The organism is Candidatus Mycobacterium methanotrophicum (assembly GCF_023515995.1).
In the GTDB taxonomy this organism is placed as follows: Bacteria; Actinomycetota; Actinomycetes; order Mycobacteriales; family Mycobacteriaceae; genus Mycobacterium; species Mycobacterium methanotrophicum.
Genome location: NZ_CP097320.1, coordinates 796,526 through 820,979, shown reverse-complemented (window position 1 = coordinate 820,979; position 24,454 = coordinate 796,526). Strand labels below are relative to the sequence as shown.

Annotated in this window: 21 protein-coding genes and 6 pseudogenes; 23 read left to right on the top strand and 4 right to left on the bottom strand. The window is 65.6% G+C overall.

Features of this window, described 5'->3' with window-relative positions; all coding sequences use genetic code 11:
• Positions 1-55: 55 nt before the first annotated feature.
• Positions 56-1,213 (bottom strand): RNA-guided endonuclease InsQ/TnpB family protein, encoded by a 1,158-nt coding sequence (locus M5I08_RS04475; protein WP_440271472.1) that lies wholly within the window; start codon positions 1,211-1,213, stop codon positions 56-58.
• A 112-nt stretch (positions 1,214-1,325) separates the two neighbouring features.
• On the opposite strand from M5I08_RS04475, the gene hisN reads away from it, so the two are divergent.
• The 3 genes from hisN (at position 1,326) to M5I08_RS04460 (ending at position 4,858) form a co-directional block, all read left to right on the top strand.
• The gene (hisN, locus tag M5I08_RS04470; RefSeq protein ID WP_219068374.1) at positions 1,326-2,108 is read left to right on the top strand and encodes a histidinol-phosphatase; all 783 of its coding nucleotides are present in this window, start codon (positions 1,326-1,328) and stop codon (positions 2,106-2,108) included.
• Between the two features lie 89 nt (positions 2,109-2,197).
• Positions 2,198-3,616, top strand: a complete 1,419-nt coding sequence (locus tag M5I08_RS04465) for an acyl-CoA dehydrogenase family protein (protein WP_219068375.1) — start codon at positions 2,198-2,200, stop codon at positions 3,614-3,616.
• 33 nt (positions 3,617-3,649) lie between these two features.
• Positions 3,650-4,858: an acyl-CoA dehydrogenase family protein gene (locus M5I08_RS04460; RefSeq protein ID WP_219068376.1), complete on the top strand. Its 1,209-nt coding sequence runs from the start codon at positions 3,650-3,652 to the stop codon at positions 4,856-4,858.
• Positions 4,859-4,939: 81 nt separating this feature from the next.
• On the opposite strand, the gene M5I08_RS04455 is transcribed toward M5I08_RS04460, so the two are convergent.
• The gene (locus M5I08_RS04455; protein ID WP_219068377.1) at positions 4,940-5,380 is read right to left on the bottom strand and encodes a hypothetical protein; all 441 of its coding nucleotides are present in this window, start codon (positions 5,378-5,380) and stop codon (positions 4,940-4,942) included.
• Between M5I08_RS04455 and M5I08_RS04450 the strand changes: the two are divergent.
• From M5I08_RS04450 to M5I08_RS04435, 4 genes and pseudogenes are all read left to right on the top strand, one after another.
• Positions 5,366-5,492, top strand: a pseudogene (locus M5I08_RS04450) (EVE domain-containing protein); the annotation flags it as partial. The gene M5I08_RS04455 and the pseudogene M5I08_RS04450 overlap by 15 nt on opposite strands.
• Positions 5,493-5,535: 43 nt before the next feature.
• Complete coding sequence (locus M5I08_RS04445) at positions 5,536-5,742, top strand: CopG family transcriptional regulator (RefSeq protein ID WP_219068378.1); 207 nt, start codon at positions 5,536-5,538, stop codon at positions 5,740-5,742.
• Positions 5,739-5,915 (top strand): annotated as a pseudogene (locus M5I08_RS04440) (type II toxin-antitoxin system death-on-curing family toxin); the annotation flags it as partial. The gene M5I08_RS04445 and the pseudogene M5I08_RS04440, both read left to right, overlap by 4 nt.
• Before the next feature lie 192 nt (positions 5,916-6,107).
• A complete protein-coding gene (locus M5I08_RS04435; RefSeq protein ID WP_219068379.1) occupies positions 6,108-7,079 on the top strand; it encodes an NADPH:quinone oxidoreductase family protein in 972 nt (323 codons plus the stop codon).
• A gap of 18 nt (positions 7,080-7,097) precedes the next feature.
• On the opposite strand, the pseudogene tnpC reads toward M5I08_RS04435, so the two are convergent.
• Positions 7,098-8,548 (bottom strand): annotated as a pseudogene (tnpC, locus tag M5I08_RS04430) (IS66 family transposase).
• Positions 8,549-8,669: 121 nt separating this feature from the next.
• Between tnpC and M5I08_RS04425 the strand changes: the two are divergent.
• The 7 genes and pseudogenes from M5I08_RS04425 (at position 8,670) to M5I08_RS04395 (ending at position 14,018) form a co-directional block, all read left to right on the top strand.
• Positions 8,670-9,875, top strand: coding sequence for a CaiB/BaiF CoA transferase family protein (locus M5I08_RS04425; RefSeq protein WP_219068380.1), 1,206 nt, complete (start codon positions 8,670-8,672; stop codon positions 9,873-9,875).
• A complete protein-coding gene (locus tag M5I08_RS04420; RefSeq protein ID WP_219068381.1) occupies positions 9,872-10,765 on the top strand; it encodes a hydroxymethylglutaryl-CoA lyase in 894 nt (297 codons plus the stop codon). The genes M5I08_RS04425 and M5I08_RS04420 overlap by 4 nt, the downstream gene beginning before the upstream one ends.
• Positions 10,765-11,379, top strand: coding sequence for a TetR/AcrR family transcriptional regulator (locus M5I08_RS04415; protein ID WP_219068382.1), 615 nt, complete (start codon positions 10,765-10,767; stop codon positions 11,377-11,379). Before M5I08_RS04420 ends, M5I08_RS04415 begins: the two co-directional genes overlap by 1 nt.
• 215 nt (positions 11,380-11,594) lie before the next feature.
• Positions 11,595-11,810: pseudogene (locus M5I08_RS26565) on the top strand (acyl-CoA dehydrogenase family protein); the annotation flags it as partial.
• The gene (locus M5I08_RS26560; RefSeq protein WP_370328572.1) at positions 11,807-12,079 is read left to right on the top strand and encodes a hypothetical protein; all 273 of its coding nucleotides are present in this window, start codon (positions 11,807-11,809) and stop codon (positions 12,077-12,079) included. The pseudogene M5I08_RS26565 and the gene M5I08_RS26560, both read left to right, overlap by 4 nt.
• Positions 12,066-12,938: pseudogene (locus M5I08_RS26555) on the top strand (phosphotransferase); the annotation flags it as partial. The gene M5I08_RS26560 and the pseudogene M5I08_RS26555, both read left to right, overlap by 14 nt.
• A 156-nt stretch (positions 12,939-13,094) precedes the next feature.
• Positions 13,095-14,018: a DMT family transporter gene (locus tag M5I08_RS04395; protein ID WP_219068383.1), complete on the top strand. Its 924-nt coding sequence runs from the start codon at positions 13,095-13,097 to the stop codon at positions 14,016-14,018.
• A gap of 27 nt (positions 14,019-14,045) precedes the next feature.
• Here M5I08_RS04395 and M5I08_RS04390 read toward each other — a convergent pair.
• Positions 14,046-16,346: pseudogene (locus M5I08_RS04390) on the bottom strand (MMPL family transporter); the annotation flags it as partial.
• A gap of 208 nt (positions 16,347-16,554) precedes the next feature.
• Here M5I08_RS04390 and M5I08_RS04385 point away from each other — a divergent pair.
• From M5I08_RS04385 to nuoF, 9 genes are all read left to right on the top strand, one after another.
• On the top strand, positions 16,555-17,793 hold the full coding sequence (locus M5I08_RS04385) for a GNAT family N-acetyltransferase (protein WP_219068384.1): 1,239 nt from the start codon (positions 16,555-16,557) through the stop codon (positions 17,791-17,793).
• Between the two features lie 241 nt (positions 17,794-18,034).
• Entirely contained in the window at positions 18,035-18,571 is a 537-nt protein-coding gene (locus tag M5I08_RS04380; RefSeq protein ID WP_219068385.1) for a YceI family protein, read from the top strand.
• A 34-nt stretch (positions 18,572-18,605) separates the two neighbouring features.
• The gene (locus tag M5I08_RS04375) at positions 18,606-19,004 is read left to right on the top strand and encodes an Rv3143 family two-component system response regulator (protein WP_219068386.1); all 399 of its coding nucleotides are present in this window, start codon (positions 18,606-18,608) and stop codon (positions 19,002-19,004) included.
• A gap of 283 nt (positions 19,005-19,287) precedes the next feature.
• Positions 19,288-19,665, top strand: coding sequence for an NADH-quinone oxidoreductase subunit A (locus M5I08_RS04370; RefSeq protein WP_219068387.1), 378 nt, complete (start codon positions 19,288-19,290; stop codon positions 19,663-19,665).
• 8 nt (positions 19,666-19,673) lie between these two features.
• Positions 19,674-20,228, top strand: coding sequence for a NuoB/complex I 20 kDa subunit family protein (locus M5I08_RS04365; RefSeq protein ID WP_219068388.1), 555 nt, complete (start codon positions 19,674-19,676; stop codon positions 20,226-20,228).
• On the top strand, positions 20,225-20,971 hold the full coding sequence (locus M5I08_RS04360) for an NADH-quinone oxidoreductase subunit C (RefSeq protein WP_219068389.1): 747 nt from the start codon (positions 20,225-20,227) through the stop codon (positions 20,969-20,971). Before M5I08_RS04365 ends, M5I08_RS04360 begins: the two co-directional genes overlap by 4 nt.
• A complete protein-coding gene (nuoD, locus tag M5I08_RS04355) occupies positions 20,971-22,299 on the top strand; it encodes an NADH dehydrogenase (quinone) subunit D (RefSeq protein ID WP_219068390.1) in 1,329 nt (442 codons plus the stop codon). Before M5I08_RS04360 ends, nuoD begins: the two co-directional genes overlap by 1 nt.
• Entirely contained in the window at positions 22,296-23,081 is a 786-nt protein-coding gene (nuoE, locus tag M5I08_RS04350) for an NADH-quinone oxidoreductase subunit NuoE (protein ID WP_219068391.1), read from the top strand. Before nuoD ends, nuoE begins: the two co-directional genes overlap by 4 nt.
• Positions 23,081-24,406, top strand: a complete 1,326-nt coding sequence (nuoF, locus tag M5I08_RS04345) for an NADH-quinone oxidoreductase subunit NuoF (RefSeq protein ID WP_219068392.1) — start codon at positions 23,081-23,083, stop codon at positions 24,404-24,406. Before nuoE ends, nuoF begins: the two co-directional genes overlap by 1 nt.
• Positions 24,407-24,454 lie beyond the last annotated feature (48 nt).

Here is a 24,454-nt window from a genome sequence, read left to right as displayed (position 1 = left end):
TTGGGGATTCCAACCCGCTCATACCTACCAGGCAGTAGGAGAGCTGAGCTGAGGTTCACAGTTCGCAGACCGCCCGACGGCGAGGTCTCCCTGTGCTGGTGCCGCCCGTCCGGCGGCGATGTTGCGGGCAGCGTTGACATCGGCGTTGCACGGCCCCGCCTTGCAGGCGACGCACGCGAATACCGCTTGGCTCTTGCGGTTTTCGGGCGCGACGTGCCCGCAGCCGGCGCATCGGCTGCGAGGTGTACGCAGCCGGGACTCGTTCAAGTCGGCCCGCAGCTTTGTAGTCGAGCCGGACGACTATCCGACCCCAGGCTTGTTGATTAATTGCGCGGTTGAGACCTCGCTTTTGCGCAACCTGAACGCCGGGTTTGTCCACCGTGCCGCGCGCGGAGCGCGTCATCGCCCGCACGTCGAACTGCTCCACTCGAATTGTGTCGAATCGACGCGCCAGATCAGTTGTCACTTTTTCGGCCCAATCATTCCGACGGTCACCTTCACGTGCTTTGAGTTTGGCGATCGCCAGCTCGACGCGTCCTCGGCGATTAGAGCCGCGCTTGGCTCGCGCGAGGTGTTGCTGCAGCCGGCGCAAACGGATCTCCTCACCGGGAGTCAAACTTGGGGCATGCAACAGCTCCCCGGTCGAGAGCGCTGCAGAGACCGCCACTCCACGATCGACACCGACCACGGTGCCGTCCATTGGTCCCGGGATCGACTGGGGGATCTGGGTGAAGGCGACATGCCAGCGGCCGGACCGATCGTGAGTGATGCGATAAGACTTGACATCCGCGGGCACGGCTCGCGTCCCGCGGAAACGGATCCATCCGATCCTTGGCACCCACACCAGTCCATAACGCTTATTGAGCTTCCTAACATGATGCGGTCTCAGCCCGACCTGTCGAAAACCTTCGTGAACGCCGGCCTTGCGCCAGGTCGGGTGGCGATTGACTCCGGCGAAGAAGCTCTGCATAGCTCGAGCGAAGTCGCGCAGAGCCTGCTGCTGCACCGTCTGCGATCCAACCGCGAGCCACGCATATTCGGCGCGGATCGCCGTCAACTGCGCGCACTGCTCGTTGTCACCAGGAGCGTGAAGTCCTGGTTGCCAAAATCCGTGCTGCTCCACCGCGAGATTCCACACAAATCGGGCATGCCGACAATGCTCCAACAACACCATCTGCTGAGCCAACGTCGGCGACAATCTGAATCGCGGCATACCCGCAAGCTAGCCGCCGCCACCGACAGCAGCGTTCCACTCCCGCGCTGTGCATGTCGAGACCGGCTTCCCTGCCTCGACAAAGAGCTCCGTGCCCGACCGAAGGAGATAGATGACTCAGGACGACCTCGCAGTGGCGCTGGCCCTGGCCGACCAGGCCGACGCGGTGACGCTGGCCCGCTTCGGGGCGCTGGACCTGCAGGTCGACACTAAACCCGACCTGACGCCGGTGACCGATGCGGATCGCGCGGTCGAAACTGGCCTGCGCGAGACGCTCGCGCGAGTCCGGCCCGACGACAGCATTCTTGGTGAGGAGTTCGGCGGGTCAACCTCTTTGGCCGGCCGCCAATGGATCATCGACCCGATCGACGGCACCAAGAATTTCGTGCGCGGCGTGCCGGTGTGGGCGAGTCTGATCGCGTTGTTCGACGACGGCGTGCCGTGTGTCGGTGTGATCAGCGCGCCTGCCCTGCAGCGCCGGTGGTGGGCCGCCAGCGGCGCAGGCGCGTTCGCAGCCCTCGGCAATACCCCGGCTCGTCGGCTCTCGGTTTCCTCAGTGGCGCAACTGAATTCGGCCAGCTTGTCGTTCTCCAGCCTCTCTGGCTGGGCCGAGCTGGGCTTGAGGGAACGCTTTGTCGAGCTGACCGATGCGGTGTGGCGGGTGCGCGCCTACGGCGACTTCTGGTCCTACTGCCTGCTGGCCGAGGGAGCCGTCGACATTGCCGCCGAACCGGAAGTGTCGGTGTGGGATCTGGCGGCGCTGGACATCCTGGTTCACGAGGCCGGCGGGACGTTCACCAGCCTCGACGGCACCGCTGGGCCGCACGGCGGCAGCGCGATCGCGACGAACGGGTTGCTGCACAACGAGATATTGAGCAGGCTTTCCGCCGAGTAGCCGGTGTGAAGTAGGTAACAGGCGTACCTACCTTACTCAGGAGTAAGATAGGTGTTATTCGCGTTGCCCCACCGATGGAGGCTGCCCCAATGACTAACACTGTCGCCCCGACAAACGGCGACGGAAATGGCTCGAAGCCGCGCCCCAGGCGGGCCGGTCGAAAGACGGCCGTCGGCGAGTACAAGCACAAGAGAACCGGCATCGACGTCGCATTGGGCCTGCTGATGCCCATCATCGGCCAGGAATTCCTGGACAAGTACAACCTGCGCGATCCGCTCAACCGGACGCTGCGCTACGGCGTCAAGACGATGTTCTCCACCGCCGGGGCCACCACCCGTCAGTTCAAGCGGGTTCAGAGCCTTCGCGGCGGGCCGACCCGGCTGAAGACCAGCGGCGCAAAAGGCAGCGACTACTACGACCTGACCCCCGACGACGACCAGAAGCTCATCGTCGCGACCGTGGAGCAATTCGCCGAGGAGATCTTGCGCCCGGCGGCCCATGACGCCGACGAAGCAGCGGCCTATCCCCCAGACCTGGTCGTCAAGGCGGCGGAGTTGGGGATCACCGCGGTCAACGTTCCCGAGGATTTCGATGGCATCGCCGAACACCGCTCCAGCGTGACCAACGTCCTGGTCGCCGAGGCGCTGGCCTACGGCGACATGGGGCTGGCGCTGCCGATCCTGGCCCCGGCAGGCGTCGCCGCGGCGCTGACCCATTGGGGTAGCGGCGACCAGCAGGCCACCTACCTCAAGGAATTCGCGGGCGAGAACGTTCCGCAAGCCTGCGTGGCGATTACCGAACCGCAGCCCCTGTTCGACCCCACGGCGCTGAAGACCACAGCGGTGCGCACCCCAAGCGGCTACCGGCTCGACGGGGTAAAGTCACTGGTCCCGGCTGCCGCCGACGCCGAATTGTTCGTCATCGCGGCCCAGCTCAACGGCAAGCCCGCATTGTTCGTCGTCGAGTCCTCGAGTACCGGCCTGACCGTCAAACCCGACCCGAGCATGGGCATCCGCGCCGCGGCGCTGGGCCGGGTAGAGCTGGACAACGTGTCGGCGCCGGTGAGCGCGCGGCTGGGCGAGGATGGTGCCAGCGCCGCGGACTATTCCGAGGCCATCGCGCTGTCGCGGCTGGGCTGGGCTGCACTGGCGGTCGGGACGTCGCACGCGGTGCTCGACTACGTCGTGCCCTATGTCAAGGAGCGCGAAGCATTCGGCGAGCCGATCGCGCGCCGCCAGTCGGTCGCGTTCATGTGCGCCAACATCGCTATCGAACTCGACGGGCTGCGACTGATCACCTGGCGCGGAGCGGCCCGCGCCGAACAAGGCCTCCCGTTTGCCCGCGAGGCCGCACTGGCCAAGCGGCTGGGCGCTGACAAGAGCATGCAGATCGGCCTGGACGGCGTGCAGCTGCTCGGCGGCCACGGCTACACGAAGGAGCACCCCGTCGAGCGCTGGTACCGCGATTTGCGGGCCATCGGTGTCGCCGAGGGCGTTGTCGTTATTTAAGTCGATATTGGGCTCGCAACCGAAAGACCAATCATGGCAATCAATTTGGAACTGCCCCGCAAGATGCACGCGGTGATCGACAAGGCGCACCAGGGCGCCGCGGAGATGATGCGACCGATCGCCCGCAAATACGACCTCAAAGAGCACTCCTACCCGGTCGAGCTCGACACCTTGGCCAATCTGTTCGCCGGAGCCGCCGAATCCAACGCGTTGGATATGACCGGAGCAGCCGAGCTTCGCAGCAGTGGAAGCGATGAGGCAAACCGCAACGGCGCCAACATGGCAGCGGTGCTGCAGTCCATGGAGGCGAGTTGGGGTGATGCGGCGATGTTGCTGTCGATCCCCTACCAAGGGCTGGGTAACGCGGCGATCTCCGCGGTGGCCAGCGACGAGCAGTTAAAGCGTTTGGACAAAGTCTGGGCGGCGATGGCGATCACCGAACCGGGCTTCGGGTCCGATTCGGCGGCGGTGTCCACTACCGCCAAGCTGGACGGCGACGAATACGTGATCAACGGCGAAAAGATTTTCGTCACCGCGGGCTCGCGCGCCACGCACATCGTGGTGTGGGCGACGCTGGACAAGTCCAAGGGCCGCCCGGCGATCAAGTCGTTCATCGTGCCGCGCGAACACCCGGGTGTCACCGTGGAGCGGCTCGAGAACAAGCTCGGCATCAAGGGCTCCGACACAGCCGTGATCCGGTTCGACAATGTCCGTATCCCCAAAGGCAACCTGCTGGGTAATCCCGAGATCGAACCGGGCAAGGGCTTTGCCGGGGTGATGGAGACCTTCGACAACACCCGCCCGGTCGTCGCGGGCATGGCCGTTGGAATTGCGCGCGCAGCACTGGAAGAGCTGCGCAAAATCCTGGTCAATGCCGGGGTGGAGATCTCCTACGACAAACCGTCGCACGTGCAAAGCGCCGCCGCGGCGGAGTTCCTGCGGATGGAGTCCGACTGGGAGGCCAGCTATCAGCTGACGCTGCGCGCGGCGTGGCAGGCCGACAACGAGATTCCCAACTCCAAAGAGGCGTCGATGGCCAAGGCCAAGGCCGGCCGGGTGGGCAGCGACATCACCCTCAAAGCCGTCGAATTAGCCGGCACTGCAGGCTATTCCGAGCAAGCGCTGCTGGAGAAGTGGGCCCGCGACTCGAAGATCATGGACATCTTCGAAGGGACGCAGCAGATTCAGCAACTGGTGGTGGCCCGCCGCCTGCTGGGTCTGTCGTCGTCCGAACTCAAGTAAGCCCGACGAGGATGGCGTCAGCTGCGTAGATGTCGTGCTGATAAATGGGAACTCCCTGGGCGGCTGAAGCATTAGCGAGCGTTAGTTCCTCTCTTCAGTTCGTGTCGGCGTGTCGACAGCCATCAAGAATCGTGGTACTGCGTCGCACAGCGGTCCCAGGCGCCGCCCGGTTTGCATCACGGTGCGATCTGGCCGGATGATGGCTGCGGCAACGTGACCCCGACCCAGCCAACGCGCAAGTTCGGTTCCGCGCTGCGCTGTGACGACTTTGGCGCCCCATCGGGCAAGCTGCTCGCTTTGCTCGGGGTTCAGCGGTTGAGTGGTGATGAGCCCAAACCCGTTACCGAGAATGGTGTCCAGCCGCGCGCCGTCGGCGAGAACAGGGTTGGGACACAAACTTCCGGCCAGCTGCCATGGTCGCCATGACTTGATGATCAGCGAAGAACGGCACAACGCCGGTGTGCTGCTGTTCACCAGTCGCGTGCGGATGCCGGGAATGAAGTGCAGCCGCCCATCGACCAACTCGACTTCATCGAGGACAAGGCGCGGTGGGGGTACAAGTTCAGATTTCGTCGTGTTCAAGATCAACGAACACGACCTGGACGTGATCCGCTCCCCGACGACCAGACCATAAATTGCAGACCCAGCTCGTGGTATCAAACAGGTTTCGTTCGGTCATGGGAATGACTCTGCGCACCAATGATCAGCAGACAGCAGCCCTGCGCCGGCAGGCCGCCCTCGAAGGGCGGTCGATGCAGGCGGTCGCGCTGTCGCCCGTCGACGAGTACATCGCACGGCGCATCCACAAGTCCAAGGTTGCTGCGGCGCTAGAGCGCGTGATGCAGGAGGAAGCCGGGGTCTTGGAGCGTCTTAAAGACGCGTGACCGACTATCTCGATCTCGAAGACCTGCTTGAGATCGCCCGCACCGCAGTTGGCGGCGATCCCGCGGTCCGGGATTATGGCTTGCTCGAATCCGTGCTGGCGCGGTCCCGTACGCCAGTGTTCGGCGCGGATGCCTACTCAGATCTGCACCTCAAGGCCGCCGCGTTGTCGCACTGCGACGCCGGCCCGCTACACGTTGGCTTTCGCGATCTAGTTCGCCGGCGCCAGCGGTGATCTCGACGGCTCTTTGCGCCCGCGGCATCTCGACACGATCACCACCGACGTCGACGTCAAAGACGTGGTCGCTGTGGTGCGCGTGGCCGGCGGACGCTGAGCGGGCTGGGTCCGCCAGTAGGCTGTTCGGCTATGCGCGCGGCACAGCTGACTGCACTTGATGGTCCGGACGCGGTCGAGGTTGGCGAAATCGACGAACCGACCGGCGACGGCGTCGTCGTCGAGGTGCATGCAGCGGGAGCCGCATTCCCGGACGCGCTACTTACCCGCGGCCTCTACCAGTACAAGCCCGATCCGCCGTTCGTGCTGGGCGCCGAGATCGCCGGCGTGGTCCGATCGGCACCCGACGACGCCCATGTCCGCCCCGGCGACCGGGTTGTCGGGCTCACCATGCTCACCGGCGGGATGGCCGAAGTCGCGGTTCTGGCGCCCGACCGGGTGTTCAGGCTGCCGGACAATGTGAGCTTCACGGCGGGTGCCGGGCTGCTGTTCAACGACCTGACGATGTACTTCGCGCTGACTGTTCGTGGCCGGCTGCAGTCCGGTGAGACGGTGCTGGTGCACGGGGCGGCCGGCGGCATCGGCACGTCCACGCTGCGGCTGGCGCCGGCGCTCGGGGCGTCCCGGGTCATCGCGGTGGTCAGCACGCAAGACAAGGCCGAGATCGCGACGGCAGCGGGCGCGACTGACGTCGTGCTGGCCGACGGATTCAAGGACGCGACAAAAGAATTGACGAACGGCCGGGGAGTCGACATGGTGGTCGATCCGGTCGGTGGCGACCGGTTCACCGACTCTCTGCGCTCGCTTGCTCCGGGAGGCCGGCTGCTGGTGATCGGTTTCACCGGCGGGGAGATACCCACGGTGAAGGTAAATCGGCTGCTGCTCAACAACCTTGACGTGGTCGGTGTCGGCTGGGGCGCCTGGGCGGGCAGCCACCCCGGTGCATTTGCCGAGCAGTGGGCCAGACTCGAGCAGCTGCTTGCCTCGGGTCGGCTGGCTCCCCCGCAGCCGGTGGTCTACCCGCTCGACGAGGCCGCCGCTGCCATCGCATCGCTGGAAAATCGCACCGCCAAAGGAAAAGTCGTCCTACGCGTACGGGACTAGCCCGCCAACCGTAGCTATTTAGCTGGGGGCCAGCGCTGGGGGTAGCCAGGTGCCAGTGGTGAAGAGTTGTCGGAGGGCGTGGAGTTTGTCGATGCCCCATTTGTTGGCGGTGTCGAGGTAGGAATGCGCGATGGCGAAGTCGGCGGGGCCTTGCAGGGTGCGCGGGCAGCCGGCGGAGCTGCGTTGCCGGATTTTGGCTGGGCGCAGGGCGCGTTCGGCGTCGTTGTTGGTGAACGGCACCGACAGGTCGGTGGCCAAGCGCAGGATCATGTCCTCATAGCGGCGGAACCGGGTGATCAGGGTGGCGGCCTTGGCGGCGAGTTCGGTGTGCTGGCGACGGTTTTCGTCGCTGCCGTGGGCCAGCGCGCCCAGGTAGTGGTTGCGGATGGCCGCGAGTACGGGCCGGGTCGAGGGCTTCGGCGCCAGCGGCGCGGGCGGCGGTGGCGGCGTGGTGGGCGTCGAGCAGCACGCCGGCCAGGGCCAGTGCCCATTGCTGGTGGTCGGGGTCGGCGTCGGAGATCGAGCGCAGGTCGCGCAGCAGATGCGCGGCGCACCAGGCGTGGATCGCGGGCAGGCGGGTGTGGCCGGCGTAGCCGTCGCGGACCAGCACCCCGCTGTATTCGGCGAGCACGCCGCCCTCGCCGATGGTGGCGGCCCAGCGGTGCCCGGTGTGCATCACGGTGAGGTATTCGGTGCAGGCGACGTGCCCGCAGGACAGGGCGCCGGCGGCGCGCCCGGGTGTTTCGCCGGCGTGCAGCACCGGCGCGGCGGCGAGCAGTTTCTGCACGTGGCCGAGGAAACTTGCGCTCCAGCCGGCGGGCCGCGGGCCCGCGCACCCCGGCCAAAAACCCGGTCGAGACATCGATCGCGGTCAACGCCTCCAACAGCTGTTGGGCCCGGCCCACCGGCAGGTAGTGCGCGCACGCCAACAGGGCGGCGCGCGCGCACACCTCGGGTCCGATCCGCACCGGCGGGCCGGCCGCCGCGAGGGTCTCGGCATGGGCGGCCGGCACCGCCTGGCCGTCCCAGCCCGCGGCGGTGACCGTCCCGCAGCGTCGGCAGATCTTCGAGATCCGCTGGTACTCGGTGATTTCTAGCGGTGGCGGCTCGGGGGCGTCGATGCCCTGGCGGCGCTCGCAGCCGCGCATCCCGGCAGCGGTCCGCGCCGCGCCGCAGCCGGCGCAGTGCGCCGGCTCGATCAGCACCGTCTGGTCCGGGTCGTCGCTCAGGCTGCGCGAGATCCCCGGCGCGCCCGGCTGCGTACCCGGTTTGCGGCCCGAGCGGGTCCGCGACGAGCGCTTCCGCGCCGGCTTATTCCACGGCGCGTCCGACGACGGCGGCCGCGACGAGTTCGACGAATCCATCCCCAGGCGGCGCTCCAACTCCGCGACCCGTTCCACCAACACCGCCACCAACCCCTCTTCAATAGCTACCGTCGGTGCACGACACCTAAACGTCAGCGAGGACACGCCGGGATATTGCGCAATGGTTTAAGTCTCGGCGGACTCTGGGTCCGCCACGACTTCGCCGGAGCGCAACGACACCCCCGCCGGCGATGATGCAGAGCGCAACGATGAGCAGGAGCGGCGCATGACTATAGCCGGAGCGCTGGACGGCGTCCGGGTGCTCGAACTGGGCACGCTGATCGCCGGACCGTTCGCCGGCCGGCTGCTGGGCGACATGGGCGCCGAGGTCATCAAGGTGGAGCCGCCCGGTGCACCGGATCCGTTGCGGACCTGGGGCCAGGCCGAAGTCGACGGGCACCACGTCTTTTGGACCGTGCATGCGCGCAACAAGAAGGCCGTCACGTTGGACCTGCGCCGCCCGCGTGGCCGCGCATTGTTCCTCGATCTGGTCGAGAAATCCGACATCGTGGTGGAAAACTTCCGCCCGGGCACGCTGGAGAAGTGGAACCTGGGTTACGACGTGCTGCGCCAACGCAACTCGGGCATCATCCTGGTTCGGGTCTCTGGTTACGGGCAGACCGGCCCCGACGCGCACAAGGCCGGCTACGCCTCGGTGGCCGAGGCGGCCAGCGGGCTGCGGCACCTCAACGGCTTCCCGGGGGGGCCGCCGCCCCGGCTGGCGCTGTCGCTGGGCGACACCCTGGCCGGTATGTTCGGCGCGCAGGGTGCGCTGGCTGCGCTGTACCGCCGTGGCGTCACCGGGCATGGCCAGGTAGTCGACGTTGCCCTGAACGAATCATGCCTGGCAGTGCAGGAATCCACCATTCCCGATTACGACGCGGGCGGGGTGGTGCGCGGTCCGTCGGGAACTCGTCTGGAGGGCGTCGCGCCGTCGAACATCTACCGAAGCGCCGACGGTTCCTGGGTGGTGATCGCCGCCAACCAGGACACCGTGTTCGCCCGGCTGTGCCAGGCAATGGACCGCCCGGAGCTGACCGCCGACGACCGGTTCACCAGCCACGGTGCACGCGGACGCAACCAAGACGAGCTCGACAAAATCATCGGCGCGTGGGCCGCCCAGCGGCAGCCCGGCGAAATCATCGAAACCCTGTCCGCCGCGGGCGTGATCGCCGGCCCCATCAATACCGTCGCCGACGTGGTCAACGACCCGCAACTGCGGGCGCGCAACATGCTGGTCGAGCATTACGACGAACGACTCGGGCGGCCTGTTTTGGGACCGGGAGTCGTGCCGGTGCTGTCGGAGTCTCCAGGCAGTGTTCGCACTGCCGGCCCGGCGCGGCCCGGACAACACAACGACGACGTCTACATCGGTTTGCTCGGCAAGACCGTTGAAGAGGTCGAAGAGCTAAAGGCCGAGGAGGTGGTATGAAGCACGTCGCCATTCGCGAGGTGTCGCTGCGCGACGGCCTGCAGATCGAAAAACCAATCCCGTTGTCGGCCAAGCTCGAACTGCTGGCAGCGGTGGCCGCGACCGGGGTGTGCGAGGTGGAGGCATGCGCGTTCGTCTCCCCCTCCAAAGTCCCGTCGATGGCCGACGCCGCCGAGCTTGCCGCGCAATTACATAACTACCCCGACATCGACTTCTCTGCGCTGGTCGCCAGCGCAGGAGGCGCCAGGCGGGCTGTGGCCGCCGGGCTGCGTTCGATCGAATACGTGGTGTCGCCCAGCGACGCATTCAGTCAGGCCAACGTCGGGCGCAGCAGCAAGGAGGCCACCGAGCAGATCGACGAGATCGTCGCGATCGCCCACGACAGCGACGTCACCGTCGAGGTCATCGTCGCCACGGCATGGGACTGCCCGTTCGCGGGGCCCACGCCGCCTCGGCGCGTCCTCGACATCGCCGCCACAGCGCGCGATCGGGGCGTCGACCGGTTTTCGGTTGCCGACACTATCGGAACCACTACCCCGGGGCGGGTGAGTTCGCTGATCGCGCAATTGCGTCCGGTGATCGGCGACCTTCCCCTGGGCGGACATTTCCACAACACCCGCGGCGCCGGGCTGGCCAGCGCCTACGCCGCAGTCAGCGCCGGAGTCACCCGGCTGGACGCGTCGGTCGGCGGGCTGGGCGGCTGTCCGTTCGCTCCGGGCGCCACCGGCAACATCGCCACCGAGGACCTGGTGTACCTGCTACGGGACAGCGACATCCACGTCGACATCGACCTGCAGGCCGCCATCACCGCCGCCCACGTTGCGAGATCGGTTGTCGGCCATGACTTGCCAGGAGCACTACTGCGAGCCGGTGACCGGATCAGGACCTGATGCCGACTGAAGCCCCGACCGCCAAGGGCCACCAGACCCGGGCAGCCCTCGAGCAGGCCGCCCGTAAGCTCTTCGCGGAGCGAGGCTTTCACGGCACGACGCTGGCCGACATCACATCGGCGGCCGGCAAGTCAGCCGCGGTCTTCTACCGGTATTTCGCCGACAAAGAAGACCTGCTGGCCACCTTGGCCGACTCTTTTCTGCACGACGTCGTAACACCGTCCGCATTGAGCCTGCACCTGCCGGACTCGCCCCGTGACGACGACGCGTTCTTCACATCCGTAGTCACGGGCTACTGGAACATGTTCAAGCAGAACATCGGAATCATGATCGCAGTTGCGCAATTGGCAGCGACCCAGCAGCGTTTTGCCACCGTCCAAAAGCAATTCCGGCGGTTCGGCATGGACGTCGTCGCGGCCTCGGTACTACGCGCTCAGCAGCAGGGGTACGCATCCGACCTCAATCCCGAGCACATCGCAGCCGCGATCGCATTGCTGTTCGAAAACTTCACCACCGTGATCGTCGGCCCGTCTGAACTTTCAGTGCAGATCACCGACGAAGACGCGGTCGCCACATTGTCGACGATCTGGAAGAAGACCTTGTACGGCGGGTAAGGAGCCAAAATGGATTTCACTTTGCCAGAACAGCTTCCGGGGCTGGTCGCCGAGATGGACGCGTTCGTCGAGCGTGAGATCGCCCCACTGCAAGCCGAGCACATGCAGTACTTCGGCCAGCGTCGCGAGCATGCCCGCACCGCCGCACCGATTGGGACAACGACGGCATCCCGACCCGAGAGCGGGAGGATCTGCTCGCCGAAATGCGCTGACGAGCCGACAAAGTGTCGATGGCCAACTACCGCGCGAACCGGCTGGTGTGCGACGCCGCCGACCGTGCCATGCAGGTCTTCGGCGACCTGGGTTACAGCCGTCACGAGCCGTTCGAGCACGTCTACCGTCACCATCGCCGGTATCCAATCACCGAGGGCGCCGAGGAAATCCAGATCCGCCGGGTGGCGCAGCGGCTGTTCAATTTCGGTAGGAAGTGACGCTACAAGACAGCTTGCCCGCGGTGCTGGGCCCGATATTGGGGACCAACGTGACCGTCGAGAATCTGCGCGCGCTGACCGGTGGTGCCAGCCGAACCACCTCGGCATTCGACGCCGTGACCGGCGAGGCACACCGCTCGCTGATCCTGCGCATCGGTCCGCCCGACGACGTGCACGCCGGAATGGAGCTGGAAGCTCGCGCCCAGGCCCGCCGGCGCGCCGGTCCCCCGTGTTTTGGTTGCCGACGATTCGCCTGTGGCACTGGGTAATCCGTTTTTAATCTGCGGCGAGACCAAGGGCGAGACCATCGTCCGGCGCATCCGGCGGCAGCTCGACAACGCGGGCCGGACGCGACTGTTAGGCCAATGCGCTCAGGCGCTGGCCGCCATCCACCGCGCTAACCCGAATGACCCTGGTCTGATTCGCGAGGACCAACCCGACGAATGGCGTGGGCGCCTCGATGCCATGACCGACACCACGGCCACCTTCGAGTGGGCTTTTCGCTGGCTCGCCGCCAACCGGCCGGCGCCGTCACCACCGCGGCTGATGCACGGCGACTATCGGATGGGCAACCTCATCGCCGGTGGATCCGAGCTGGCGGCCGTGTTGGACTGGGAGCTGGTGCACATCGGTGAGGTCTACGAAGACCTGGCCTGGTTCTGCATCAGGGCCTGGCGGTTCGGCTCCCCGGCCGACCGCGCCGCCGGCGGCCTGGGCAGCGTCGAGGATTTTCTTGCCGCCTACGAACATGCCGGCGGCGCCGCGATCGACCTGCCGCCGCGGGCAGCGGCGGAAAAGAGCGCGGACTTTTTGACCGAAGAACTCGACGCGCGCCTCGCGTCAGAACCGGTCCGATTCTCCTACCAAGTCCAGGTCGCGGCCGACGGCGATTCGACCGTCGATCCGTCCAAGCCCTGGCACAGCACACAGACCGTCACCGTCGGCACCGTCGAGATCACCGGCGCCGACACCGAACGCGAGCACGGCGGTGACATCGTCGTGTTCGATCCCGTGCGGGTCACCGACGGCATCAAGCCCTCGAATGATCCGGTGCTGCGATTTCGCTCACTCGTTTACTCAGCATCGATGAAGCTGCGCATCGGTGTGGATCGCGGTCCCGAGGCGCCGGCTCTGCGCGCGTTGGTGCGTCGTCGTCTTGCGGTCGCCCACCCCGGTTACGACCGCCAGGACCAGTTCTAACCCCTCGTCGCTGCGAAAAGCCTTATGCTGCAACACATTCGCAGCGAGACGGTTCTGCTTACGGAAAAGGGGTAACTAGACGCCATGGCCAAGACGGAGATTTCGGCTCTGCTGGCGTTGAGCTCGGCTTTGTGCATTGCGATGGGCGACGTGCTGCAGCAACGAGCGGCACACCGCATCGCTGACAGGTCGGTCGGTCACATCGGATTGTTCCTCAGCCTGCTCGGCAATCAGCGCTGGTGGTACGGGGCACTGCTGCTCGCCACCAGCATTGCGTTGCAGGCGGCCGCGTTGGGCCAGGGTTCGGTGCTGCTGGTGCAGGCGCTCCTTACGCTTTCGCTGCTTTTTGCACTGCCGCTCAACGCCAGGTTGTCGCACCGCACAATTAGCAGCGGTGAGTGGATCTGGGCCAGCTTGCTGACGGCTGCGGTGATCGTCGTCGTCGTCGTCGGCAGTCCGCAGGCGGGTCGTTCCAGCGCGTCGCTGCACACCTGGGCAGCGGTGGCCATCGTCCTTGGGCCGCTGTTGGTCGCCTGCGTCGTGGCTGGCGAAATCCGGGGCGGGGCAGTTGCCGCGGTGCTGTTCGCCTTCGTCTCAGGCTCGCTGTGGGGGGTCTTTGCGGTACTGACCAAGGAAGTCGTGGCGCGGCTCGGCGGTGGCTGGTCGGCGGTGATGCAAAGCCCCGAACTCTATGCCTGCGTGCTGGCCGCGGTGGGCGGTGTGGTGTGGAGCCAGTCGGCATTTCGCGCGGGGCCGTTGACCGCGTCATTGCCCGCCCTGCAGATGTCACAACCGGTTGTGGCGGTGGTGCTGGGTGTCGTCGTTCTGGGCGAGACGCTGAACACGAGCCGCGCCGGGATGATCGCGTTGGAAGCGGCCGTGGTGGTGATGGCGGCGGCGGTCTTCCAGCTCGCCCGCGTCGATGCTCTCACCACACGAGACAGGGTTCGACGGAAGCTGCGAGGCGTGGGAAAGCAGCGTGCCTTGCGTCCGTCGCAGACCCCGTAGTCCATCTCCGATCCGGGTGGGCCGCGGGCCGTGCCCGTCGACGGACCAGCGCCGCCGCCCCACCGCAACCGCGGCCTGCTCACCCATCTCGGACCGCTGCCGCAGCCTGGTCAACCACTCGGGCGCCCACCACGCCCACCGGCCAAGCAGATGCAGGAACGCCGGCACCAGCACCATTCGGACCAGGGTGGCGTCCGCCAGCACGGCAAGTGTCAGGCCGACGCCAAGCATCCGCATGAATGACACCTGCGCAGGGATCAACGCCGCAAAGGAAATCGACATCACCAGCGCGGCAGTGGTGACCACTCGGCCGATTCCGGCTATACCCAGCGCGGTGCTCTCATCGTTGACGGCGCGCAGCGCGGCCGCACTCGGAAGTATTTCCCGGCTGACTTCCGCGGCTTGCCAGTACTCGTGGATTCGCGCGACCAAAAACACCTCGTAATCCATGGCCAGCCCGAAGGCGATGCAGAACAGCAACACCGGAATGTTGGCATTCAACGTCCCGTTGGGAGTGGTTCCCAGTGCGCCGAGATGGCCGTCCTGGAAGACCCAGACCATCGCGCCGAACGCCGCCGTCAATGACAACACGTTGCACACCAGCGCTTGCACCGGCAGCACCGCACTACCGGTGAGCAGGAAAAGCAACGCGAAGGTGATGACGGCGACCAGCCCGAGCACCGCCGGCAGCCGCTTGGTGATCGCATCGACGCTGTCGCGGTTGATCTGCGCCAGCCCGGTAATCTCGACTGTCCGCCCCGCCGGTGCGGCCGTGTCGTGCAATCGGTCGAGCTGGGCGTTCGAAGCTTGCGAATACAGCGGCGCGGTGCTGGCCACGGTCAGGAACGCGCTGCCCTGCGACCATCCGGTCGGCGCAGCGGGGGGTCCCACCAGGGCGCCGGCCGCGAACGTTCCGGTTGGGGCGGTGACCGCGGACACCTGCGGTAGGCGCGACAGCTCCGCGGCATACCGGCTCAGGTCGCTGAGCTTGGTACCGCGGGTGTCCGGGATGACGACCGACAACGAATTGCCCAGGCCGTTGCCGAAATCGTTGTCCAGCATGTCGGCGACCTGGCGTGCCGATGCCGATCGCGGCAGCACGCGCTCATCCGGAAAGCCCCACTTGACGCCGAGGAACGGAACGCCCAACAGCAGCAGCAGCGCAACGACACACAGACCGACCGGCACGGCGTGCCGCAAGACGAACCTGGTCGATCGGTACCAGAACTGCAAGTGAACCGGCTTGTGCGCATGATCGCGCCACCACTTCGCATGCGGCAGCATCCGACGCGCTAACTGGCGGGCGTCCAACGCGTCCAGCCGAGGCCCCAGTAGTGCGATCGCCGCCGGAGTGACCACGATGGCCGCAACCGCGACAATTACCGCGGTGGCCACGATGGTGTAGGCGGACGATTTCAAGAAATACATCGGGAACAGCGCCATTACCGCCATCGACAGCCCGACTGTGGTGGCAGAGAACAACACCGTCCGACCCGCGGTAGCCATGGTCGCCAACAGCGCCTGGTCTGGGTCGTCAGCCCGGGCCAGCTCTTCGCGATAGCGGCTGACGATCAGCAAGTTATAGTCGATCGCCAGGGCCAGGCCCATCGCGATGCTCAGGTCTAGTGCATACGTCGACAGTTCGGTGGTGAAGCTGATCAGCCGCAACACCGACATTGTGCCGACGATGGCAAGTACGCCCACCGCAATTGGCAGCGCTGCGGCCACCGCACCGCCCAACACCCAGACCAGTACCGCAAAGCTCAGCGGAATCGCGACGGACTCCATCAACAGCAGATCGCGCTGGTTTAGGTCGTTGATTTCGGCATATGCCACGGCCATACCACCGGCGCGCACGGTGACACCGCCGCGGTCATGCACGAGTTCGCCAGTGAGCGTGCTGGCGTACTTCTGCGCGTCGTTCTCCCCCCCTTTCAGGCTGGCCACGATCATCCCCGACTTCTGATCTTTGCTGACCAGCCCAGCGGCAACTTGCGGCGGCGACGTCCAGGCGGAGGACACTTTCAAGACCCACGGGGATCGTTTCAGGTGGTCGACGATGTCCGCGCCGACGCTGCGCGCCGGAGCGCTCTTTGCGCCGGCCGGGGCGGTCACCACGATCAGCATCTGCTGGTCGGTTTGGTCGAATTTGTCCCGAAGTACTTCATTCGCGCGGGACGACTCCGATGTCGGGTCTTGGAAGCCACCCCCTGAGAGGCTGTTAATCACCGGAATGCCGAAGACGGCGGCGCCCACAAGCGCCAACACGGCGATCGTGACGATCCGTCGTGGCGCGGCAATCGCAAGTCGGGTGATTGCTTGCAGCATCTCGGCCTCCTCTCCGGTGTCAGCCCCCTGCAGCGCTATACCCGATCGAGACTGCATGACACCGCCAACGCCTCCCATGATTGCTCCCAGCACTGGGTGGGTACGTGACACGGAAGCCGCAGCATCGCTAAACGCAACCAACCAGCTGCGGCAGATCTCGGTGCCCAAAAGCGCCCGTTCGGCCGAGCTACAAGCGAATTGGATATCGATGACCACGACGGACGACGCCCTCAGCATCAGACATCCAACCGAAGAGGACTTGCCGGATGTCTACGAAAACCAGGCACGCGCTTTCGGGGACCCGGTGGACACTGCCAGTGTCGAGGCGTGGAAACGCCGAGTCGAACTCGACGACATCTTGGTTGCCGAGGATGTCTCCGACCCGCAGCAGCCATTTGTGGTCGGCACGTCGATCATCTACCAAACCCGGCTAACAGTGCCGGGTGGCGCGAGCCTGCGAGCCGCGTGGCTGACGATGATCGCGGTCGCGTCCACGCATCAGCGGCAGGGAGTATGGGCGCAACTGTCCGCCAAAGGGCTTGGGATACTTATGGGTCGGGGTTATCCGGTTGTCTGCGGCGTCCCGACCCAGACCGCGATTTACGACGGTTTCGGTGCCGGCGTGGCCAGCTACAGCCAGAACTACTGTCTTGACCGCCGCTTCGCGAAGTTGCGAAACAAGCCGACCACGAACCGGGCGCGTGAAGTCAACGCTGCCGAAGCAAGGCGGCATGTGCCGGAGATTTACCAGCGCTGGTGCGCCGCGACCAGTGGCGCGGTGCAGCGCAACAGTGCTTGGTGGAACGACGCCTTAGAAGACAGGCCGACACAGCGAGGCAACGGATCTGAGCTGAACTGCACAATCCATCCGGACGGCTTCCTGACATATCGAGTCATGGGCGCGGGCAAACACGCATTCCGGCCACCGTTCGGCACCGCGGTGGTCGAGGACTTCTGCCCCATTACCGATGAAGCTCATACGGAATTGCTGCAGACGTTGCTGGCGTTGCAGATGTTCGACGATGTGAAGATCGACGTGTCGGTGGACGATCCGCTTCCGCTCAAGCTGACCGATCTGCGCGCCGCTGAAATCAACGGCCAGAGCGACTGGCTCTGGGTGCGGATCAACGATATTCCCGAGGTGCTCGGCGCCCGCGCGTACACCGCCGACGTCGATCTCGTACTCGAAGTCAACGACCCGCTCGGTCTTGGCGGGGGACGATTTTTACTTCAGACTCGCGATGGCGTCGGGAAATGCGCGCCGCATGAGGGCTCTCCGGACGTCGAGCTCGGGCTGGCGGAACTGGCAACGATTTATACGGGTGCGCATCGAGCGCCGGAGCTATTCCGGGCCAATCGCATCGCCGAACGGCGCGACGGCGGATTACGCGAGCTGGATGCGGCTTTTCGGGTAGCACAGGCACCTTTCTGCGGCACGCTGTTTTGAGCCGACGGGTACCGTCATGCCATGCCAGCTGTCGAGGCCGTCACGATCAACGAGGTGGCTGATCAACTGTTTGCTGCGATCGATCGCGCTGCGGGTCTGCATCGTGATTAAGTTGGGTGTCTCCGCTAGTTCTCCAGCCCTGATCAGCCGTATTGATGAGTACTTCGATCCAGCCGAACTCGCCCCGCTGCTGAGCTAGCCGAGCAATGGAGGTGCTGATGAGACACGACGACGAGCGCGCATGAATACCGTGGAGACGCTGCTGAACGATCCCGACACCCCGGGGGTGTGGAACCTCGTTCCCGATCGATCGACGATCAGCTTCAAGATCAAGAACATGTGGGGTCTGATCAGCGTCAAAGGCCGGTTCACCGACTTCAACGCCGACGGGCAGATCACCGGCAAGGGTGCCATCTTCGGCCGCCTCGATATCCAGGCGGCGTCGTTGCGTACCGGAATCGGTAAACGCGACGAGCATCTGCGGTCGGCGGACTTCTTCGACGTCGAGCGGTTTCCGGAGATCAGCGTGGTGGTTACGGCGGTGCAGCCGACAACCGGTAATGCCGCCCATTTGCAGACGACCTTCAGCATCAAGGGGGTCACCGCGCCGGTGCCGCTGCCGGTCCGGATCATCCTGCTCGACGACGGCTCGGTGCGGCTATCTGCGAAAACGGAGGTCGACCGGGCCCAGTTCAACCTTGACTGGAACCGGCTCGGCGTGATCGCCGAGACCGCGACAGCGTCGGCCGACGTGTGCTTCGTACGGGCGCCGCGGTAAGCCCGCACCGTCGCCGGGCAGTACCATCTGCACCGTGTCTGCGACCAGCCCGCTGCGGATCCTCGTCTACAGCGACAACGCCGAGACCCGGCAAGACGTCATGCTGGCGTTGGGCAAACGGATACACCCGGATCTGCCCGAGCTGAGCTACGTCGAAGTGGCCACCGGCCCGGTCGTCATCCAACAGGTGGACGCCGGAGGCATCGATCTGGCCATTCTGGACGGCGAGGCGACCCCGGAGGGCGGCATGGGCATCGCCAAGCAGCTGAAAGACGAGATCACCCAGGGGCCGCCGATCGTGGTGCTCACCGGCCGGCGCGACGACGCCTGGCTAGCCAGCTGGTCACGCGCCGAGGCGTCGGTGCCGCAGCCGATCGACCCGATTCGGCTCAGCCGAACGGTGCTCGAGCTGCTGCGCCCCGCGGTGCATTAGCTGACTCTGGGAACCCTGAGCCCACCCGAACAGCCTCCCGGGCGCAGCTCGACGACTCCTGCGGGCTCCGGTTCCCGTCGCCCATCGACCAGCGAAACATGTTCGCGCCCTTAGTGTTTCTTGAACAAGCTCTACCCGCATGGGTTGACTGTCCGACTACCCACCCTGCTGTGGTTGAGGTCACGTCTAGACTGCTGAGCGCGGGACCACGCGCGATCGCTAGGCTGTAGTTCAGCTCACAGTCAGCCCAAATCGATGAACAGTGAGGGAGCGTCTTCGCGGCATGAATCTGTACCTACCCATCCTGGTGCTTGGGGGGATCGCCGCTGCTTTTGCCCTCGGCTCGGTTGCGCTCGCGCAAATCATCGGCCCGTCGCGCTACAACAGGGCGAAGCTCGAAGCGTACGAATGCGGGATCGAGCCCAGCGATCAGCCGGCCAACGCGCCGCACGCGGGCAGCGGGCAGCGGTTCCCGGTGAAGTACTACCTGACCGCGATGCTGTTCATCGTCTTCGACATCGAAATCGTGTTCCTGTACCCGTGGGCGGTCAGCTACGACAAGCTTGGGGTATTCGCGCTGGTCGAGATGGTGGTGTTCGTGCTCACGGTCTTTGTGGCCTACGCATACGTATGGCGCCGCGGCGGCCTGACCTGGGATTGAGGTAACACGTGGGCCTAGAAGAGAAACTGCCGAGCGGTTTCTTGCTGACGACCGTCGAAACGCTGGCGGGCTACTTCCGCAAGAACTCGTTGTGGCCGGCGACGTTCGGATTGGCGTGCTGCGCGATTGAGATGATGGCCACCGCCGGTCCCCGGTTCGACATCGCGCGTTTTGGCATGGAGAGGTTTTCGGCGACGCCCCGGCAGGCCGACCTGATGATCGTGGCCGGTCGTGTGAGCCAGAAGATGGCCCCGGTGCTGCGCCAGATCTACGACCAGATGGCCGAGCCGAAATGGGTGCTGGCGATGGGCGTATGCGCGTCGTCGGGCGGGATGTTCAACAACTACGCGATCGTCCAGGGCGTGGATCACGTCGTGCCGGTTGACATCTACCTACCCGGGTGCCCGCCTCGCCCGGAGATGCTGTTGTACGCAATCCTCAAGCTGCACGACAAGATCGCCGAAATGCCCTTAGGCGTCAACCGCGAACTGGCCATCGCCGAAGCCGAACAAGCAGCGCTGGCAGCCAGGCCGACGATCGAGATGCGCGGACTGTTGAGATGAGTTCACCTGAGCAGGACCCAAAACGAGCAGCCAGCGAGGTGGGTGGACCACCCGTTGCCGCCGGCCAGTCCGATAAAGAGGTGATCGACGTTCGCCGAGGCATGTTCGGCGTCCGCGGCACCGGTGACACGTCGGGATACGGACGGCTGCTACGCCAGGTCACGATCGATGCCGGCAGTCCACGGCCCTACGGCGGATACTTCGACGAGGTTGTCGACCGGCTGGCCGCGGCGTTGAAAGGTGACGGCACAGAAGGCATAGCATTCGACGACGCCGTCGAGAAAGTCGTGGTCTACCGCGACGAGCTGACTCTGCACGTGCGCCGCGAGCTGCTGCCGCAGGTGGCCGGTCGACTGCGCGACGACGCGGGGCTGCGCTTCGAATTGTGTCTGGGCGTCAACGGCGTGCACTACCCGCACGAAACCGGAAGCGAGCTGCACGCGGTATATCCGCTCAAGTCGATCACGCACGGCCGTAGTGTTCGGCTGGAAGTGTCTGCGCCGGACAGTGATCCGCATATCCCGTCGTTGTTCGCCATCTACCCGACCAACGACTGGCACGAGCGTGAGACCTACGACTTCTTCGGCATCATCTTCGACGGGCACCCGTCGTTGACGCGAATCCAAATGCCCGACGACTGGCACGGGCATCCGCAGCGCAAGGACTATCCACTCGGCGGCGTCCCGGTGGAGTACAAGGGTGCGAACATTCCCCCGCCCGATGAGCGGAGGGCCTACAACTGATGAGCGAGACCACTACCCCCAACGACAAGAGCAGCGGCGGAGAAACCCTGGTCGCGGTCGTGGGCCAGGATTGGGAACAGATCGTCGAGGCGGCACGCAAAGGCGAACCCGGTGAACGCATCGTCGTCAACATGGGACCGCAACACCCGTCCACGCACGGTGTCCTGCGGCTGATCCTGGAGATCGAAGGTGAGACGGTCACCGACGCCCGGTGCGGAATCGGCTACCTGCACACCGGGATCGAGAAGAATCTGGAGTACCGGTACTGGACCCAGGGCGTGACGTTCGTAACCCGAATGGATTATCTCTCACCGTTTTTCAACGAGACCGCCTACTGCCTTGGAGTGGAGAAGCTGCTCGGGATCACCGAGGAGATCCCGGAACGAGTCAACGTCATCCGGGTGATGATGATGGAGTTCAACCGGATCTCGTCGCATCTGGTCGCCTTGGCGACCGGCGGCATGGAACTGGGTGCGATGACGGCGATGTTCCTCGGCTTCCGGGAACGCGAGCTGATCCTGAACCTGTTCGAAATGGTCACCGGCTTGCGGATGAACCACGCCTACATCCGGCCCGGTGGACTCGCCCAGGATCTGCCTGCCGACGCGCTGCGCGAGATCCCGGAGCTGGTCAAGCTGCTGGGCCGTCGGCTGAATGACATGGAAAACCTGCTCAACGACAACTACATCTGGAAAGCCCGGACCCAGGGAGTCGGCTATCTGGACCTGACCGGGTGTATGGCGCTGGGAGTCACCGGGCCGTGCCTGCGGGCGACCGGATTGCCCTACGACCTGCGCAAGAGCGACCCGTACTGCGGGTATGAAAACTACGAGTTCGACGTGATCACCGATGACACGTGTGATGCCTACGCGCGCTACATCATTCGGGTCAAAGAGATGAGAGAGTCGCTGAAGATCGTCGAACAGTGCCTGGACAAGCTGCGGCCCGGCCCGATCATGGTGGAGAACCGCAAGATCGCCTGGCCGGCCGACCTAAAAGTCGGCCCGGACGGGCTGGGCAACTCGCCGGAGCACATCGCCAAGATCATGGGCACCTCGATGGAAGCGCTGATTCACCACTTCAAACTGGTCACCGAAGGCATCCGGGTGCCGGCCGGCCAGGTGTACGTCGCGGTCGAGTCGCCGCGCGGCGAGTTGGGCGTGCACATGGTGTCCGACGGCGGCACCCGGCCCTACCGGGTGCACTACCGGGACCCGTCGTTCACCAATCTGCAGGCCGTTGCCGCGATGTGCGAGGGCGGCATGGTCGCCGACGTGATCGCCGCGGTGGCCAGCATCGATCCGGTCATGGGCGGGGTGGACCGGTGAGGGCGGCGCAAACTCCCGGCGCCGGCGCCGACGGCGAGCGGGTGTTCGTCCGCCTCGGCCCGCCGCCCGAAGAGCCAGGCCAATTCGTCGTCGAGGGCGCACCGCAGTCGTATCCGCCGGAGGTAGCGGCCCGGCTGGAAGTCGACGCCAAGGAGATCATCGGCCGCTACCCCAGCCCGCGCTCGGCGCTGCTGCCGCTGCTGCACCTGGTGCAATCCGAGGACGGCTACGTGACACCGGCGGGTTTGGAATTCTGCGGCGAACAGCTCGGCCTGACCGGCGCCGAAGTGGCGGCGGTGGCGAGTTTCTACACCATGTACCGCCGCGGGCCCACCGGCGACTACCTCGTCGGTGTCTGCACGAATACGCTGTGCGCCGTCATGGGCGGCGACGCCATTTTCGCCTCGCTCAAAGAGCACCTCGGTATCGGCAACGACGAGACCACTGCCGACGGCTCGATCACCTTGCAGCACATCGAATGCAATGCGGCGTGCGACTTCGCGCCGGTGGTGATGGTCAACTGGGAGTTCTTCGACAATCAGACGTGCGCGTCGGCACGCGAACTGGTCGACGGGGTGCGGACGGGCAATCCCCCCGCACCCACTCGCGGCGCTGCGTTGTGTAAGTTCCGCCAGACCGAGCGGATCCTGGCCGGTTTCCCGGACTCGCGTCCCGACGAAGGCCAAGGCGGTGCCGGTGAAGCGACCTTGGCGGGGTTGCGAATTGCCAAGGAACACCACATGACGCCACCGGAGGCCGACCGCGCAGGGGACGACCGGTAATGGCGCCCCAGACACCGCTGGCTCCGGTGCTGAGCCGCTACTGGGACGATCCGGAGTCCTGGACGCTGGACACCTATCGCCGCAACGACGGCTACCAGGCTTTGCGAAAAGCCCTGAAGATGGCGCCGGACGACGTGATCACCGTCGTCAAGGATTCCGGGCTGCGCGGGCGCGGCGGGGCGGGTTTCGCGACCGGCACGAAGTGGTCGTTCATCCCGCAGGGCGACAGTGGCCCGGTCGCCAAGCCGCACTACCTGGTGGTCAACGCCGACGAGTCGGAACCCGGCACGTGCAAGGACATTCCGCTGATGCTGGCCACCCCGCACGTCCTGGTCGAAGGGGTGATCATCGCGTCGTACGCGATCCGGGCCAGCCACGCGTTCATCTACGTCCGCGGTGAGGTGTTGCCGGTGCTGCGGCGCCTGCAGAACGCGGTCGCCGAGGCCTACGCCGCAGGCTTTCTGGGCCGCGACATCGCCGGCTCGGGCTACGACCTGGAGCTGGTGGTGCACGCCGGCGCCGGCGCCTACATCTGCGGCGAGGAGACGGCGTTGCTCGACTCGCTGGAGGGCCGCCGCGGCCAGCCGCGGCTACGTCCGCCGTTCCCCGCGGTTGCCGGTCTGTACGGCTGCCCGACGGTGATCAACAACGTCGAGACCATCGCCAGCGTCCCGCCGATCATCCTGGGCGGCGTCGACTGGTTCCGGTCGATGGGCACCGAGAAATCACCTGGCTTCACGCTGTATTCGCTGTCCGGGCATGTGACCCGGCCGGGCCAGTACGAAGCGCCGCTGGGCATCACGTTGCGGGAATTGCTCGACTACGCCGGTGGCGTGCGGGCCGGGCACAAGCTGAAGTTCTGGACGCCCGGTGGGTCGTCTACTCCGCTTCTCACCGATGAGCACCTCGACGTGCCACTGGATTACGAAGGCGTGGGCGCGGCCGGTTCGATGTTGGGCACCAAGGCGTTGGAGATTTTCGACGAGACGACGTGTGTGGTGCGCGCGGTGGCGCGCTGGACTGATTTCTACCGACACGAATCGTGCGGCAAATGCACGCCGTGCCGTGAGGGCACCTTCTGGCTCAGCCAGATCTACGAGCGCCTGGAAACCGGCAAGGGCACCACGGAGGATCTGGACAAACTGCTCGACATCTCCGACGCCATCCTCGGTAAGTCGTTCTGCGCGTTGGGCGATGGCGCGGCCAGCCCGGTGATGTCGTCGATCCGGTATTTCCGCGACGAATATGTCGCCCATGTCGACGGCGGCGGATGCCCGTTCGACCCCAAGCTGTCCATGCTCGCGCCGGACGGAGACCACGCGTGACTCGCGCGGGCTTCCGGCGCGAGTGCGCGTGCTTGCACCGCGACACGC

Bases quoted from the DNA above. Each gene is read 5' to 3' on its own strand.
- M5I08_RS04475 (WP_440271472.1), bottom strand. From the start codon at position 1,213: ATGCCGCGATTCAGATTGTCGCCGACGTTGGCTCAGCAGATGGTGTTG.
- hisN (WP_219068374.1), top strand. From the start codon at position 1,326: ATGACTCAGGACGACCTCGCAGTGGCGCTGGCCCTGGCCGACCAGGCC.
- M5I08_RS04465 (WP_219068375.1), top strand. From the start codon at position 2,198: ATGACTAACACTGTCGCCCCGACAAACGGCGACGGAAATGGCTCGAAG.
- M5I08_RS04460 (WP_219068376.1), top strand. From the start codon at position 3,650: ATGGCAATCAATTTGGAACTGCCCCGCAAGATGCACGCGGTGATCGAC.
- M5I08_RS04445 (WP_219068378.1), top strand. From the start codon at position 5,536: ATGGGAATGACTCTGCGCACCAATGATCAGCAGACAGCAGCCCTGCGC.
- M5I08_RS04435 (WP_219068379.1), top strand. From the start codon at position 6,108: ATGCGCGCGGCACAGCTGACTGCACTTGATGGTCCGGACGCGGTCGAG.
- M5I08_RS04425 (WP_219068380.1), top strand. From the start codon at position 8,670: ATGACTATAGCCGGAGCGCTGGACGGCGTCCGGGTGCTCGAACTGGGC.
- M5I08_RS04420 (WP_219068381.1), top strand. From the start codon at position 9,872: ATGAAGCACGTCGCCATTCGCGAGGTGTCGCTGCGCGACGGCCTGCAG.
- M5I08_RS04415 (WP_219068382.1), top strand. From the start codon at position 10,765: ATGCCGACTGAAGCCCCGACCGCCAAGGGCCACCAGACCCGGGCAGCC.
- M5I08_RS04395 (WP_219068383.1), top strand. From the start codon at position 13,095: ATGGCCAAGACGGAGATTTCGGCTCTGCTGGCGTTGAGCTCGGCTTTG.
- M5I08_RS04385 (WP_219068384.1), top strand. From the start codon at position 16,555: ATGACCACGACGGACGACGCCCTCAGCATCAGACATCCAACCGAAGAG.
- M5I08_RS04380 (WP_219068385.1), top strand. From the start codon at position 18,035: ATGAATACCGTGGAGACGCTGCTGAACGATCCCGACACCCCGGGGGTG.
- M5I08_RS04370 (WP_219068387.1), top strand. From the start codon at position 19,288: ATGAATCTGTACCTACCCATCCTGGTGCTTGGGGGGATCGCCGCTGCT.
- M5I08_RS04360 (WP_219068389.1), top strand. From the start codon at position 20,225: ATGAGTTCACCTGAGCAGGACCCAAAACGAGCAGCCAGCGAGGTGGGT.
- nuoD (WP_219068390.1), top strand. From the start codon at position 20,971: ATGAGCGAGACCACTACCCCCAACGACAAGAGCAGCGGCGGAGAAACC.
- nuoF (WP_219068392.1), top strand. From the start codon at position 23,081: ATGGCGCCCCAGACACCGCTGGCTCCGGTGCTGAGCCGCTACTGGGAC.